The sequence below is a fragment of the Tepidiphilus olei genome (assembly GCF_006980705.1).
Lineage (GTDB): Bacteria > Pseudomonadota > Gammaproteobacteria > Burkholderiales > Rhodocyclaceae > Tepidiphilus > Tepidiphilus olei.
The window spans coordinates 13,350-27,740 of sequence record NZ_SBHO01000008.1 but is presented as its reverse complement, the minus strand read 5'-3'; the positions used below and the strand labels follow the sequence as shown (position 1 = coordinate 27,740).

Annotated in this window: 13 protein-coding genes; 4 read left to right on the top strand and 9 right to left on the bottom strand. The window is 66.1% G+C overall.

The features are described from left to right. Nucleotides 1-5 precede the first annotated feature (5 nt). Together dxs and folE2 are read left to right on the top strand one after the other, a co-directional pair. The gene (gene dxs, locus EPD80_RS08880; RefSeq protein WP_142805011.1) at nt 6-1,874 is read left to right on the top strand and encodes a 1-deoxy-D-xylulose-5-phosphate synthase; all 1,869 of its coding nucleotides are present in this window, start codon (nt 6-8) and stop codon (nt 1,872-1,874) included. A gap of 62 nt (nt 1,875-1,936) precedes the next feature. Further along, a complete protein-coding gene (gene folE2 / locus EPD80_RS08875; RefSeq protein WP_142805010.1) occupies nt 1,937-2,743 on the top strand; it encodes a GTP cyclohydrolase FolE2 in 807 nt (268 codons plus the stop codon). A 56-nt stretch (nt 2,744-2,799) separates the two neighbouring features. On the opposite strand, the gene EPD80_RS08870 is transcribed toward folE2, so the two are convergent. Then, nucleotides 2,800-3,237 carry a MaoC family dehydratase gene (locus EPD80_RS08870; protein WP_142805009.1) on the bottom strand — a complete coding sequence of 146 codons (438 nt, stop codon included), beginning with the start codon at nt 3,235-3,237 and terminating at the stop codon, nt 2,800-2,802. A 203-nt stretch (nt 3,238-3,440) separates the two neighbouring features. Between EPD80_RS08870 and EPD80_RS08865 the strand changes: the two genes are divergently transcribed. Beyond that, nucleotides 3,441-4,922, top strand: a complete 1,482-nt coding sequence (locus tag EPD80_RS08865; RefSeq protein ID WP_142805008.1) for an EAL domain-containing protein — start codon at nt 3,441-3,443, stop codon at nt 4,920-4,922. 24 nt (nt 4,923-4,946) lie between these two features. Here EPD80_RS08865 and EPD80_RS08860 read toward each other — a convergent pair whose 3' ends face one another. From EPD80_RS08860 to serS, 5 genes are read right to left on the bottom strand one after another with little or no spacing between them, the layout of a single operon-like run. Next, nucleotides 4,947-5,279: a hypothetical protein gene (locus tag EPD80_RS08860; protein ID WP_142811202.1), complete on the bottom strand. Its 333-nt coding sequence runs from the start codon at nt 5,277-5,279 to the stop codon at nt 4,947-4,949. Nucleotides 5,280-5,290: 11 nt separating this feature from the next. Next, a complete protein-coding gene (locus tag EPD80_RS08855) occupies nt 5,291-6,667 on the bottom strand; it encodes an NAD(P)(+) transhydrogenase (Re/Si-specific) subunit beta (RefSeq protein WP_142805006.1) in 1,377 nt (458 codons plus the stop codon). Next, nucleotides 6,664-6,969 carry an NAD(P) transhydrogenase subunit alpha gene (locus EPD80_RS08850; RefSeq protein ID WP_142805005.1) on the bottom strand — a complete coding sequence of 102 codons (306 nt, stop codon included), beginning with the start codon at nt 6,967-6,969 and terminating at the stop codon, nt 6,664-6,666. Before EPD80_RS08850 ends, EPD80_RS08855 begins: the two co-directional genes overlap by 4 nt. 13 nt (nt 6,970-6,982) lie before the next feature. Beyond that, on the bottom strand, nt 6,983-8,107 hold the full coding sequence (locus tag EPD80_RS08845) for an NAD(P) transhydrogenase subunit alpha (RefSeq protein WP_142811200.1): 1,125 nt from the start codon (nt 8,105-8,107) through the stop codon (nt 6,983-6,985). Between the two features lie 22 nt (nt 8,108-8,129). Then, nucleotides 8,130-9,416 (bottom strand): serine--tRNA ligase, encoded by a 1,287-nt coding sequence (gene serS / locus EPD80_RS08840; protein WP_142811198.1) that lies wholly within the window; start codon nt 9,414-9,416, stop codon nt 8,130-8,132. A gap of 197 nt (nt 9,417-9,613) precedes the next feature. On the opposite strand from serS, the gene EPD80_RS08835 reads away from it, so the two are divergent. Further along, nucleotides 9,614-9,895, top strand: a complete 282-nt coding sequence (locus EPD80_RS08835) for a hypothetical protein (protein WP_142811196.1) — start codon at nt 9,614-9,616, stop codon at nt 9,893-9,895. On the opposite strand, the gene EPD80_RS08830 is transcribed toward EPD80_RS08835, so the two are convergent. Genes EPD80_RS08830 through EPD80_RS08820 form a run of 3 tightly spaced genes read right to left on the bottom strand, consistent with a single transcriptional unit; the run spans nt 9,890 to nt 14,336 of the window. Beyond that, the gene (locus EPD80_RS08830; protein ID WP_142811194.1) at nt 9,890-11,191 is read right to left on the bottom strand and encodes a replication-associated recombination protein A; all 1,302 of its coding nucleotides are present in this window, start codon (nt 11,189-11,191) and stop codon (nt 9,890-9,892) included. The genes EPD80_RS08835 and EPD80_RS08830 overlap by 6 nt on opposite strands. Continuing rightward, nucleotides 11,188-11,844: a LolA family protein gene (locus tag EPD80_RS08825; RefSeq protein ID WP_142811192.1), complete on the bottom strand. Its 657-nt coding sequence runs from the start codon at nt 11,842-11,844 to the stop codon at nt 11,188-11,190. Before EPD80_RS08825 ends, EPD80_RS08830 begins: the two co-directional genes overlap by 4 nt. Beyond that, nucleotides 11,841-14,336, bottom strand: a complete 2,496-nt coding sequence (locus EPD80_RS08820) for a DNA translocase FtsK (protein WP_313770265.1) — start codon at nt 14,334-14,336, stop codon at nt 11,841-11,843. Before EPD80_RS08820 ends, EPD80_RS08825 begins: the two co-directional genes overlap by 4 nt. Nucleotides 14,337-14,391: the final 55 nt, after the last annotated feature.

Below are 14,391 nucleotides of genomic sequence, written 5' to 3'. Positions count from 1 at the left end.
CCATCATGACGACCGAACGTTTTCCCCTGCTCACCCGCATCGAGGATCCGGCCGATCTGCGCCGCCTGTCGCTGCCCGAACTCAAGCGGCTCGCCGCCGAGTTGCGCCAGTTCATCCTCGAGACCGTGGCCCGCACCGGCGGGCACTTGGCCTCCAACCTCGGCTCCGTCGAGCTCACGCTCGCGCTGCACTACGTCTACGACACCCCGTACGATCGCCTCGTCTGGGACGTGGGGCACCAGACCTACGGCCACAAGATCCTCACCGGCCGGCGCGACCGCATGGCCACACTGCGCCAACTCGGAGGATTGTCTGGTTTCCCCAAGCGCGAGGAAAGTCCTTACGACACCTTCGGCACGGGGCACTCTTCCACCTCCATCTCCGCGGCGCTGGGCATGGCGGTCGCCGCCCGGGCCCGCGGCGAGAAACGCCAATGCGTGGCGGTGATCGGCGATGGGGCGATGTCGGCCGGAATGGCCTTCGAGGCGCTCAACCATGCCGGCGACCTCGACGGGATCGATCTCACGGTGATCCTCAACGACAACGAGATGTCGATCTCACCCCCCGTAGGGGCACTCACCCAGATATTCGCGCGGCTGCTGAGCGGCGAGCCTTACAATACCGCGCGCCGGGTGGGCGAGACGGTGCTCTCCGCCGCCCCGCCGATCAAGGCGCTCGCCCGACGCGTCGAAGAGCACGTCAAAGGCATGATCTCGCCGCCGGGTACGCTCTTCGAGGAATTCGGTTTTCACTATTACGGCCCCATCGACGGGCACGACCTCGACGTGCTGGTGCCGACGCTCGCCAACATCCGCAAACTCGGCGGTTTGCGCTTCGTGCATGTCGTCACGAAAAAAGGGCGCGGTTACAAACTCGCCGAGGCCGACCCGGTGCTCTATCACGGCGTATCGCGTTTCGATCATGCCCGGGGGCTGGAGCCGACCAAGGGCACTCGCCCCACCTATACCCAGATCTTCGGCGACTGGATCTGCGACATGGCCGCGCGCGATCCACGCCTCATCGGCATCACCCCCGCGATGCGCGAGGGTTCGGGCCTGGTGCGCTTCGCCCAGGAATACCCCGAACGCTACTTCGACGTCGGCATCGCCGAACAGCATGCCCTCACCTTCGCCGCGGGGCTTGCCTGCGAGGGGTTCAAACCGGTGGTGGCGATCTACTCCACCTTCCTGCAACGCGCCTACGATCAACTCATCCACGACATCGCCCTGCAAAAGTTGCCCGTGGTCTTCGCCATCGACCGCGGCGGGCTGGTGGGCGCCGACGGACCCACGCACCATGGGGCTTTCGACCTGAGCTTCCTTGCCTGCGTCCCCAATCTCGTGGTGATGGCACCGGCCGACGAGAACGAATGCCGCCGCATGCTCACCACCGCCTTCCTGCACGACGGCCCGGCGGCGGTACGCTACCCCCGCGGCCACGGCCCCGGCGTCCCCGTCGACCCGGGGTTGGAGCCTTTGCCGATCGGCAAGGCCGAACTGCTGCGCCAGGGCCGACGCATCGCACTGCTCGCCCTCGGCTCGATGGTGGCGCCGGCGCGCGAAGTCGGCGAGCGGCTCGACGCCACGGTGGTCAACCTGCGCTTCGTCAAACCGCTCGACGACACCACGATACGCGCCGTGGCCGCCACCCATGAAGTGCTGGTGACCCTCGAAGAAAACGCCGTCATCGGTGGCGCCGGCAGCGAGATCGCCCGCATCAGCCAGACGCTGGAAACTCCCCCGCGACTACTGCGACTGGGCTTGCCCGATCGCTTCGTCGAGCACGGCGAGCACGGTCAACTCCTGCACCTACTGCGGCTGGACGTCGACGGCATCCTGGCGGCGATAGAGCGCTTCGATGACGGCGATGCTTGACGAGAACCCATGGCGGGCTACGATACGACCGAACCCCAAGAACGAGACGAGAGAACCCGACGATGAACGAACCCCTCCAAGCCATCCCCGACGTGCAATCCTTCGCCGATCACCGCCACATGGCCATCGACAAAGTCGGCATCAAGAGCATCCGTCATCCCATCCGCGTGAGCGACCGTAGCGGCGGCGTGCAGCACACGGTGGCCACTTTCAACATGTACGTGGGGCTGCCGCACAACTTCAAGGGCACGCACATGTCGCGTTTCGTCGAGATCCTCAATGCCCACGAGCGCGAGATCTCGGTCGAGAATTTCGAACCCATGCTGCGGCAAATGGTCGAGCGGCTCGAAGCCGAGACCGGCCACATCGAGATGAGTTTTCCCTACTTCATCGAGAAGCGCGCTCCCGTGACCGGCGTGGCGAGCCTCATGGACTACGACGTCACCTTCATCGGCGAGATCCTCTCCGGCGGCGAGTACCGTTTCACCATGAAAGTGGTGGTCCCGGTCACGAGCCTGTGCCCCTGCTCGAAGAAGATCTCGGAGTACGGCGCGCACAACCAGCGCTCACACGTCACCATCACCGCGCGCACGATCGATCACGTCTGGATCGAAGAGCTCGTGCAACTGGCCGAGAAAGAGGCCTCCAGCGAGCTCTATGGCCTCCTGAAACGCCCCGACGAGAAGTACGTCACCGAGCACGCCTACGACAACCCGAAGTTCGTCGAAGACATGGTGCGCGACGTCGCCGCCCGGCTCGATGCCGATCCGCGCATCGTGCACTACATCGCCGAATCGGAAAATTTCGAGTCCATCCACAATCATTCGGCCTATGCGCTGATCGAGCGCGACAAGACCAAACCCCGTTGACGCGAAAAGGCGCCGGTCGGCCTGCCCCGGCGCCTTTTCAGACCTGCTGCGCGACCTCAGCGCGGCGGGATGAACACCACCGCTTCGCCCTCCAGCACCACCTTGTCGCGCACGATGCAACGCGTATCGAGCGTGACGCGGCGCTTTTCTGGCAGCAGGCCGATGACGGTCGCCCGCGACACCACCGTATCCCCAGAATGCACCGGGGCGAGGAAGCGCACCGTCTGCGACACATAGACCGCCCCCGGGCCGGGCATCTTCGTGCCCAGCACCGACGAAACGAAACTCACCGTGAGGAAGCCGTGGGCGATACGGCCCTTGAACATGGTCGTAGCGGCGAACTCGTCGTCCATGTGCACCGGGTTCATGTCGCCCGAGACGCCGGCGAACATGAGGATGTCGGCGTCGGTGACGGTGCGGCTCGTCTCCGCCGTCATCCCGACGTGCAGATCTTCGAAGCGATAGCCCATGATCGCATTGAAGTCCCTTGCCATTCTTCTTCTCCTGTGCTCTGAATTGGGAAATACAGTTTACCATGGGTATGCTGCAGTGCAAAAAATCCTGCAGGAACCCCAACGCCCACCAGACGTTCCAAGCAGGAAAAAAAGCCCTTTCCTGCCGTCTTATCTCGCCCCGAAGGGCGATAGGGCGGTGTTATCGTGTCTGCATCAGTCATTGCGCCCGAGCCTCCGCCACCATGGGAATCCAGCCCCCGCCTGCCGAACCCTTCCGGCCCGACTTTTCCGAGGGCGCGGAAACGGGCCTGTATCTCGCCCTCCTCGAGCTCATCGACGAAGGGCTCATCCTCACCAGCGACGAGACCATCCTGGAGGCGAACACTGCCGCCTGTCGACTGCTCGAGCGCGACTACCGTGACCTGATCCGGCAGCCGCTCGCCACACTCTTCCCCTCGGACAAGGAATTCCTGCAAGCCAGGGCTCGCTGGTTCATCCAGGGGCAAAGCCGCGGCAGCATCCGTATCGCGCTACCCGGCGGCCGTTCGCGCCTTTTCCGCTTCATCGCCGCCGCCCGCCTGCGCCCCGGCCTGCACGCGATCCTTTTCTCGCCCGATCTGATCGGAGAGGTATATCGCGACGTCGCGCACACCGACGCATTCTGGCCCCGGCTTGCCGCCGCCGTGCCTCAACCGGTGGTGGTGCTCGACGACGCCGGGCGCATCGCCGCGCTCAACGATGCCGCCCGAGCGTTCTTTCCCGCCGCACGGCAAGAATGGCTGCTACAACCGCTCACGCACTTCGCCGCCGTCTCCTGGCCGGAAGAAGGCGAGGCACCGCTCGCCCGCATCAAGGGACTGGGCGAGGCCCCGGTACGCGCCCGGGTGCTCGAGGGGCCACAGCTGGGATGGCGCGTCCTCGTCTTCGAGCGGCTGCCGCGATTCGCTCCTGCTACCATCTCTCCCGCCCGGTCGGCCCCGCCGCTCGACCCACTCGCCGTTGCCCTGAGGGAAAGCCCGGCGGAATCCTTCGCCTTGCAGCTGGAACCGCTCGTCGATCTCCAGCAGCGTCGGCTTGCCGGCGCCCACGCCCGACTCGTGTGGAATCACCCTGCCACCGCCGGCCTGGCCCCCGAACGGCTCACCGAACTCGCACGCCGCGCCCAGGCCGTACCGCAGCTCACCCGCTATGCCCTGGCCAGACTGCCCAAGCTCGCGGCGCGCATTCCGGGGCGGCTCACGCTCACCCTGGCGGCCGAGGCACTGCGTGACCCCGAATTTCCCCCGGCGGTAGAGACGGCGCTCGCCGCCGGCATCCGCCCCGAGGCGCTCGAATTCGCACTCGATCTGCCCGCCTGTGCCGCACTCGACACCGAGGCGGCCGCGACGTTGCTCGCCCTCTCCCGACGCGGCATCCGCTGGATCGCCGCCGGTCTCGACGAGGCCGCCTTGCCGCTCGAGCAACTCGCCCGCCTCCCTTGGAGCGGGGTGATGCTGCCTGCTGCGTGGGTCGCGGGACTCGGGCGGGACGAACGGCTCGAAGCCCTCGTCGGGGGAACGGTATCGCTCGCGCAGGCCATGCATCTCGAAGTCCGCGCCCAAGGCGTGGCCACGGCGGAACAACGCGATTTCCTCACCGCGCTGGGCGTTCGATTGCAACAAGGCCCCTGGTTCGGCCCGGCCGTCACCTCGGGCGAACCTTTACACGTCAAGGGGATGGATTGATCGGCCTCGGCGCCAGGGAAAGGATCAGCGCGACAACACCGTCCGGCAATCCTCCTCGCGGCCGGTGAGCGCGCCGAGTCGCCCGAGCTGGCGCTCCAGCACTTCGTCCGGAATGCTGCGGTTCAGGCACCAGTCGCGCAGCTGCAGCATCAGGGCGAGCGTCTGCAAGTCGATGGAAGTCGCCCAAATACCGGCAAAACCCGGATCGGGCCCCTCGCGCAGTGGCGGGGTAGGCAAAGTCTGGCGCACTTCGGGCGCGGCGAGGGGTGGGATGGCTTGGGGCACCGTGCCACTTTGCGCGTAAATCGCTGCGCTCAGCGCCCACAAAAGCCCCAAGACCAAGGTTCGACGCCACATCGCCGCCCGCTTCAGGCTTCCAGCTCCTTGAGGCGCTGGATGATGCGCGCCACCACTTCCTGCGCGCTGCCATAGACCATGTGGCAGTTGTCGCGGTAGAAGAGCTCGTTCTCGATGCCCGAGTAGCCCGTGCCCTTGCCGCGCTTGATCACCAGCACCTCGCGCGCCTGGTCGACGTTGAGGATGGGCATGCCGTAGATGGGGCTCGCCTTGTTGGTACGCGCCGCGGGGTTGACCACGTCGTTGGCCCCGATCACCAGGGCGACGTCGGTCTGGGCGAACTCGGCGTTGATCTCCTCGAGATCGAAGATCTTGTCGTAGGGCACCCCGGCCTCGGCCAGCAACACGTTCATGTGCCCCGGCATGCGCCCGGCCACGGGGTGGATGGCGAACTTCACTTCCACCCCCGCCTCTTCCAGGAGCTGCGCCATCTCCCACACCTTGTGCTGGGCGCCGGCCACCGCCATGCCGTAGCCCGGCACGATGATCACCTTCTGCGCATAGCGCAGGGTGGCCGCCGCGTCGTCGGGCGAATACTCTTTGAGCGAACCCGTCACTTCGCCCTCTGCCTCCTGCGCCTCGCCGGTGATCGGCGCAAAGATCACGGTGCGGATCGAGCGGTTCATCGCCTTGGCCATGAGGAGGGTGAGCAAGGTGCCGGAAGCTCCGACCACCGTCCCCGCTACGATGAGCAAGGGGTTGGCGAGCACGTACCCTTCGAAACCGACCGCCAGGCCCGTAAAGGCATTGAGGAGCGAAATGACCACCGGCATGTCCGCCCCACCGATGGGCAAGGTCAGCAGCACCCCCAGCGCCAGGGCGAGGAGGAAGAAAACCGTGAGCTCGAACCCGCCCGGATGGGAAGAAAACCCGATCGTCAGTCCGATGCCAAAAGTGAAGAGGGCGAGGAAGAAAGCCACGTTGTTCTGCTGCGGCACCCGGTAGGTCTTCTTCAAGACCCCCTGCAGCTTGGCAAAAGCCACGCAGCTGCCGGAAAAAGCCACCGCCCCGATGATCGCCCCCAAGGCCGCGAGCAAGCCGACCGAAGAATGATGGACCGCATCTGCGCGCATGAATTCCACCGCGGCGATCGCCGCCGCCGCGCCCCCGCCCATGCCGTTGTAGATCGCCACCATCTGCGGCATGTCGGTCATCTTCACCGTCTTGCCGAGATACCAGGCGATCGCAGCGCCGATCACGATCGCCGTGATCATCAGACCGTAGTTGTGCAACCCCGGCAGATAGAAGGTGACCAGGACCGCCGCGAGCATGGCATACCCCGCCCACTGCACGCCACGGCGCGCGGTGGCTGGCGAACTCATCGCCTTCAAGCCAACGATGAAAGCAACGGTCACGAGGAAATAGACGAACTGGATGAACGTACTCATCGCCCGCTCTCCCCGGCACCTTTGTTCGACTTGAACATCGCCAGCATCCGCTCGGTGACGACGTAGCCCCCCGCCGCATTGGCCGCCCCCAAGAGCACGGCGATGAAGCCGATGGCAAGCGAGGCCGCATCATCCGGTGGTGTCTGCCCTAGTACGATCATCCCCCCGATCAAGACGACGCCGTGGATGAAATTGGACCCGGACATCAACGGCGTGTGCAGAATGACCGGCACTCGCGCGATCACCTCATAGCCCGTAAACGCCGCCAACATGAAAATGAACAACGCGCTCATACCGTCCATCGCAGCCCCCTCCTCACAGTCCCAGCCATTGGCGCACCCGCTCGCTCTTGAGCTCGCCGGCATGCGTCACGCAGGTGCCAGCGAGCACTTCGTCGTCCCACGACAGCGACGACGCCCCATCACGCAGGAAGAGCGAGACGAAATTGAACACGTTCTTGGCGAACATCTCGGAAGCATGCACCGGCATGCGGCTCGGCACGAAAGTCGGGCCGATCACCAGAACTTCCCCGATCCAGGTCTTCTCGCCCGGCACCGTGCCCTCGACGTTGCCCCCCGTCTCCGCGGCCAGATCCACCACCACGGCGCCGGGACGCATGCGCGCGATCATCTCGGCGGTGATGATGCGCGGTGCCGGCCGCCCGGGGATGGAGGCGGTGGTGATGAGCGCATCGGCCTGCCCCACGGCCTTGCCGAGTTTCTCCGCCTGCAGTGCTTTCTCTTCTTCGGTGAGCTCGCGGGCATAGCCGCCCTCGCCCACGGCGCGCACTCCCGTGTCGAGGAACTTCGCCCCGAGCGACTCGACCTGCTCGCGCGTGTCGGGGCGCACGTCGTAGGCCTCCACCGCCGCGCCCAGCCGCCGGGCGGTGGCAATCGCCTGCAACCCCGCCACGCCGGCGCCGATCACCAAGACCTTGGCCGGACGGATGGTGCCGGCGGCATAGGTGAGCATGGGGAAGAATTTCGGGCTGTGGTCGGCGGCGATCAGCGCCGCCTCGTATCCGGCCACCGTCGCCTGAGAGGAAAGGATGTCCATGCTCTGCGCACGCGAGATGCGCGGCAAGAGTTCCAGTGCGAAGGACGTGATGCGCCGCTCGAGCAGCCGCTCGACGCGCTCGCGGCTCGCCCAAGGCTGCAGCGCCCCCACCAGGATCGACCCTTCGGGCATGAGCATGAGCTCTTCGTCGCGCGGCGGTTGCACGCACAGTACGAGCTGAGCGCGGTGAAACACCTCCTCCGGCTCGGGCACGATCTCCACCCCCGGAAACGCCTCGTCGGCCCAATGCGCCCGCTTGGGCGTGCCGGCAGCCATCACGACATTCGCGCCCAGCGCTTCGTACTTCTTCACCAGCTCCGGCACCAGCGCCACCCGCCGCTCTTGCGGCTGCGGCGCGCTCGCCACCCCCACGATCACGCCCATCCTCTTCCTCCTCTCTACCCGATCACCGACGAGGCTCGATCAGCTCCTGCCCCCCCATCCACGGCCGCAGCGCCTCGGGCACCACCACCGAACCGTCGCGCTGCTGGTAGTTCTCCAGCACCGCCACCAGCGTACGCCCCACCGCCAGACCCGAGCCGTTCAAAGTATGTACCGGCTGGGGCTTACCCTTGCCGCCGGCGGGGCGAAAACGCGCCTGCAAGCGACGGGCCTGGAACGCCTCGAAGTTCGAGCACGAAGAAATCTCGCGGTAGGAGTTCTGCCCCGGCAGCCATACTTCCAAATCATAGGTCTTCGCCGCGGAGAATCCAAGATCGCCGGCGCACAAAGCCACCTTGCGATAGGGCAGGCCCAGGCGCTGTAGCACCGTCTCCGCGTGCCCGGTGAGCTCCTCGAGCGCCTCCCAGGAGCGGTCCGGGTGCTCGATGCGCACCAGCTCCACCTTGTCGAACTGATGCTGGCGGATCATGCCGCGCGTGTCACGCCCATAAGCACCGGCCTCCGAGCGAAAGCACGGCGTGTGCGCGACGAACTTCAGCGGCAATGCCGACTCCTCCACGATCTCGTCACGCACCAGGTTGGTCACCGGCACCTCGGCAGTGGGAATGAGGTAGAAATTCTCCGGATCGCGCGGCACGGCGAAGAGATCCTCGGCGAACTTGGGCAGCTGCCCCGTCCCGAAGAGGCTGCGCCCATTGACGAGATAGGGCACATGGACTTCGAGGTAGCCGTGCTCGCGCGTGTGCAGATCGAGCATGAACTGCCCCAGCGCCCGATGCAGCCGCGCCACGTCGCCGCGCATCACGGCAAAGCGCGCCCCGGCGATTTTCGCTGCCGCCTCGAAATCCAGCCCCAGGGGCGTACCCACGTCGACGTGATCGCGCACCGGGAAATCGAATGCCCGCGGAGCACCCCAGCGCGACACCTCCACGTTGTCGGCCTCGCTCGCTCCGTCGGGCACGGAAGGATGCGGGATGTTGGGCAGGGCGGCGAGAAAGGATTCCAGCTCGGTGAGCAGGGCCGAAAGGCGCGCTTCGCAGGTGTCGAGCTCCGCGGTGATCAGCGCGAGCTGGGCGAGCAGGTCGGAAGCATCCTCGCCCCGCCCCTTGCGCCGTCCGACTTCCTTCGAAAGGGCGTTGCGCTGCGCCTGCAGTTCCTGGGTGCGGGTCTGCAGGTCTTTCCGCTCGGACTCGAGCGCCTCGAAGCGGGACCAGTCGATCTTCGCGCCGCGCCGCGCGAGCGCCGCTTTCACCTCGTCGAGCCGGGTGCGCAACCACTGAACGTCGAGCATCACACATCCTGATCAATCGTCTGACGGGGTGCAACGATACCAGTTCTGCCCATATCCGACAACGATCGGGCGCGAAGAAACGATCGATAGTCAGGGTCAAAGACGGAACATCATTCCGAAACAAAAAAATCATTGGCAATAATGAGTTGCAGCGCCTACAGTGACCGGTGTGGCATATTTTCGAAGGGCCCCTCGCCATGCTCACGTTACGCGACTGCCTCGACTACTGCAACCTCACTGAAGAAGAAATCGGGCTGCTGGCCGAGCATCATGATCTTCCCGCCGAAGCGGCCGGCCTCATCGCCTGCAGCCTCACCCAATCCGACGAAGGCATCGTCGTGCTGACCAACTGGCTGCTCGAGATCGCCGAGCGCGCCATCGAAGACGGCAACGCCGCCAAGGCGCAGCAGGCGCACGAAGCCTGCAAGCGGCTGCTCGCCGATCACCCCTTGCACGCCCCTGCCAACGCGGGTTCATGAACGGCGCTCTTGCGCCTGCGCATCCAATTCACGCAGGTGCTCCAGCTTGGCGCGGATCTTCGCCTCCAGCCCCCGTTCCACGGGTCGATACCAGCGCTGCGGCGTCATGCCGTCGGGGAAATAACGCTCGCCGGCGGCGTACCCTTCCGGCTCGTCGTGCGGATAGCGGTAAGTCTTGCCGAAGCCCAACTCCTTCATGAGCCGGGTCGGGGCGTTGCGCAGATGCAGCGGAACCGGGCGCGAGCCGTCCTGACGCACGAAGGCACGCGCGGCGTTGTACGCGAGGTACACGGCGTTCGACTTCGGTGCACAGGCCAGGTACACCACCGCCTCGGCGAGCGCCAGCTCCCCTTCGGGAGAACCCAACCGTTCGTAAGCGGCACAGGCATCGAGGGCGAGCGTGAGTGCGCGTGGATCGGCAAGACCCACGTCTTCGCTGGCCATGCGTACGATGCGCCGCCCCAGATAGAGCGGATCGGCGCCACCGTCGAGCATGCGCACGAACCAGTAGAGCGCGGCGTCGGGGTCGGAGCCGCGCACCGCCTTGTGCAGGGCCGAGATCTGGTCATAGAAGGCGTCGCCCCCCTTGTCGAAGCGCCGCAGCCGCTCACCCATCACCGAACGCGCGAACGGCACGTCGATCACCGCCTGCCCCCGGGCCCGCGCCGCCTGCCACAGCCACTCCACGTCGTTCAACAGCCGCCGCGCATCCCCGTCGGCGAGTTCGACCAGCATGACGCGCGCCGCCTCGTCCAAAGGAACCGCCTCCTCGGGAAAACGCGCCTCGGCACGCGCGAGCAGCGTCGTGAGCGCCGTTGCATCCAGGGGTTCGAGCCGCAACACGGTGGTGCGCGACAGCAGCGCCGAATTGACCTCGAAGGAAGGGTTCTCGGTGGTCGCCCCGATGAAGGTTACCAAGCCTTCTTCGACCTGATGCAGGAAGGCGTCCTGCTGCGCCTTGTTGAAGCGGTGCACCTCATCGACGAAGAGCACCGTCGTGCCGCCGCGTTCGCGCTCGGCACGGGCTTCGTCTATCGCCGCGCGGATCTCCTTCACCCCCGCCATGACGGCCGACAGGGCGATGAAGCGCGCCCCCACCGCCTGCGCGAGCAAGCGCGCGAGGGTGGTTTTTCCCACCCCGGGCGGTCCCCACAGGATCATGGAGAAGAGCCGCCCCTGCTCCCAGGCGACCCGCAGCGGCTTGCCCGGACCGAGCAGATGCTCCTGCCCCACCACCTCGTCGAGGTGCTGCGGACGCATGCGCTCGGCGAGCGGCGCGCGCGCCTCCCCGCTCATCGCCGCCCCGGGTGGTTTTCCAGCACCTTGGTGCCGGGCGGCGGAGTAAAGGCAAACTCGGCCGGCGGCACCGACCAGGCCCGCTGAAACTCGGTGAACGTAATCTCGCTCGTCTGGCCGAAATGATCCTCGATGCGCATGCGCCGCAACCGCTCTCCTTCGCCTTCGACCACGACGCGCTCGATGCCCGCTTCGGCCGAACGCGCCCTCAGGCGCACCGCCCAGCGCTCGCCATCGATCTCCCCACCCTCCGGGACGAACTCGCGATGCAAGGCTTGGGAGTCTGCGAGAATCGCCGCGGGAGAGCCAGAGAGCGCATGGGTGAACTGCATCACCATCACCTGCTCCAGATCCGGATCCCAGACCTGCACGACCGTTCCATCGCTCACCACCAGCTGCTTCGCCGGCGAGTGCACTTCCCAGCGGAAACGGCTCGGCCGTTCATAGAGGAATCGTCCCTCGGCACGCTGCAGCACTCGCCCCTGACGATCGAGCACCTCTTGACGGAATCGCCCCTGTGCTGCATTCGTTTGCGACACGAACGCTTCGAGCCTTCGCACCGCCTCCTCGGCCACTGCCGGTTGCTGGGCAAGGGCCACACTGGCAAACATCATCCACAACGCAACCCCCCATCCGGCCAACGCCTTCGTCACGCCTCTTCTCCCCGTGCCGGCACCAGCACCTGGCGGTTGCCGTTGTGCTCCGGCGGCGATACCAGTCCCGCGCGTTCCATCGCCTCGATGAGCCGCGCCGCGCGGTTGTAACCGATGCGCAGATGCCGCTGCACCAGCGAGATCGACGGGCGGCGCGTACGCAGCACCACCTCCACCGCCTGATCGTACAAGGGGTCGTTCTCCTCGCCCCCGTCCGGACCTTCCACCCCTCCTTCCTCTCCCTCCTCCGGCTCGGCGAGCACCGCCTCGACGTACTGCGGCGGTCCGAGCCGCTTGAGGTATTCGACCACCCGATGCACCTCCTCGTCGGCGACGAAAGCCCCGTGCACCCGACGCGGCAGACCGGTTCCGGGTGCGAGATAGAGCATGTCCCCCATGCCGAGCAAGGTCTCGGCCCCCATCTGGTCGAGGATGGTGCGTGAATCCACTTTGGAAGAAACCTGAAAGGCGATGCGCGTGGGCACGTTGGCCTTGATGAGCCCGGTGATCACGTCCACCGAAGGACGCTGGGTCGCCAAGATGAGGTGGACGCCGGCCGCCCGCGCCTTCTGCGCGAGTCGGGCGATGAGCTCCTCGATGCGCTTGCCCACCACCATCATCAGGTCGGCGAGCTCGTCGACCACGACGACGATGTAAGGCATCTTTTCCAAGGGTTCGGGTGCATCCGGCGTGAGCGAGAAGGGATTGCCGAGATATTCGCCCTCGCGCCGAGCCCGCTCGAGCAAAGCGTTGTAGCCGGCGATGTTGCGTACCCCCAGCGCCGCCATCAGTTTGTAGCGCCGCTCCATCTCGCCCACGCACCAGTCAAGCGCCTGGGCCGCGAGCCGCATGTCGGTGACCACGGGCGAGAGCAAGTGCGGGATCCCCTCGTAGATCGACAGTTCCAGCATCTTCGGGTCGACCATGATGAGCCGCACTTGCTCCGGCGTCGACTTGTAGATGAGCGACAGGATCATGGCGTTGATGCCGACCGACTTACCCGAACCGGTGGTTCCGGCCACCAGGAGATGCGGCATCTTGGCGAGATCCGCCACCACCGGCTGTCCCGCGATGTCCTTGCCCAGACACAGCGTCAGGGGTGAGGCCATCTCCCGATAGGCGCGCGAATCGAGCACTTCGCTCAGACGCACGATCTGGCGCTTCGGATTGGGTACTTCCAACGCCATGCAGGATTTCCCCGGGACGATTTCGACCACGCGAATGGATACGAGCGACAGCGCCCGCGCCAGGTCCTTGGCCAGATTGACGATCTGCGCCCCTTTCACTCCAGTGGCCGGCTCGATCTCGTAGCGCGTCACCACCGGCCCGGGAATCGTTCCGACCACCTGCACGCGTACGCCGAATTCGGCGAGCTTGCTCTCGATGAGCCGGGCGGTGGCCGCCATCGCCTCGGCGCTCACCGACACGCCGCCGAGCGTCGGTGCATCCAGCAGAGCCAAAGGCGGCCGCGGCTCCAGGGGGGCGGACGCTTGAGAGGGAGTTTGAGCGCCGAGGGCGGAACTCGAGGACGGGGGCGAACTTTGCAAAACGCTCTCTCCCTCGCCTCGGTCTCGTCGCCCGTGCCGTTTCGGGCTGGACCTCGGGGCACCGGTGTGCATCGTGGACACGGGCTCGGAGGCCGTGGCATCGAACGCCCCGTCCGTATCCTTCCCCGGTGGAGCAGAGAGATCCGGCTCGACCCGCTGCCGGGGCCGGCTCGAATCGGGCGACCTTCCCCACCGGGCCCAACGGCGCAGTCCTTGCCCTGCCTGCACGATGCGGGCACGCCACCGTTCCCAGCGAGCACGCACACCCCCTTCTCCGTCAGCCCGTACGGACGAAACCGTGACCGCAGCCATGTCGCGCAAGGATTCGGCCCGCTGACGCTCCCAGCGGCCTTGCAAGCGATGCACACCCGCCTCCACCCAAGCCCCGACGCGTTCACACACGTCGAGCCAAGAAAGGCCGAACGTCAGACTCACCCCCACCATCCACGCCACGAGCAACAGCAAAGTCCCTCCCGTGAACCCGAAATAGCGCGCCACGGTCTGAGCGAGCTCTCCCCCCAGATACCCCCCGGGGCCGGCCCCCGCGGGCAACACGATGCCGTGCCCATGAAAGCGCAGGGCCTCCAAGGCGCTGCTGCTCGAGAGCAGCACGAGCAAGCCCGCACCGGCGAGGGCCATGGAAGCACGCCACCCCGCGGTCGAGCGTTCATCCCCCTGCCACAGACGCCACGCCGACCACAGACCGCGCAGGGCAAACGCCAAAAGCCACCAAGCGGACACCCCGAAGATCGACAGGCAGAGATCCGCCAACCAAGCCCCCACCCGGCCGCCGGGATTGGCGATCGTCTCGGTCGACGCCTCATGCGACCATCCGGGATCGGACGGTGAATAGCCGAACAAGATGAGCGCGAAATACCCTCCCAAGGCGGCGAGCACCAACCAGGCGATCTCCCGCACCCCACGAGATGAACGCAAGGTCGTCATCCAATTCATCGAGCGAGCCGTACCCAAGAAAAGAGGTCGAGACCAATTATACGCC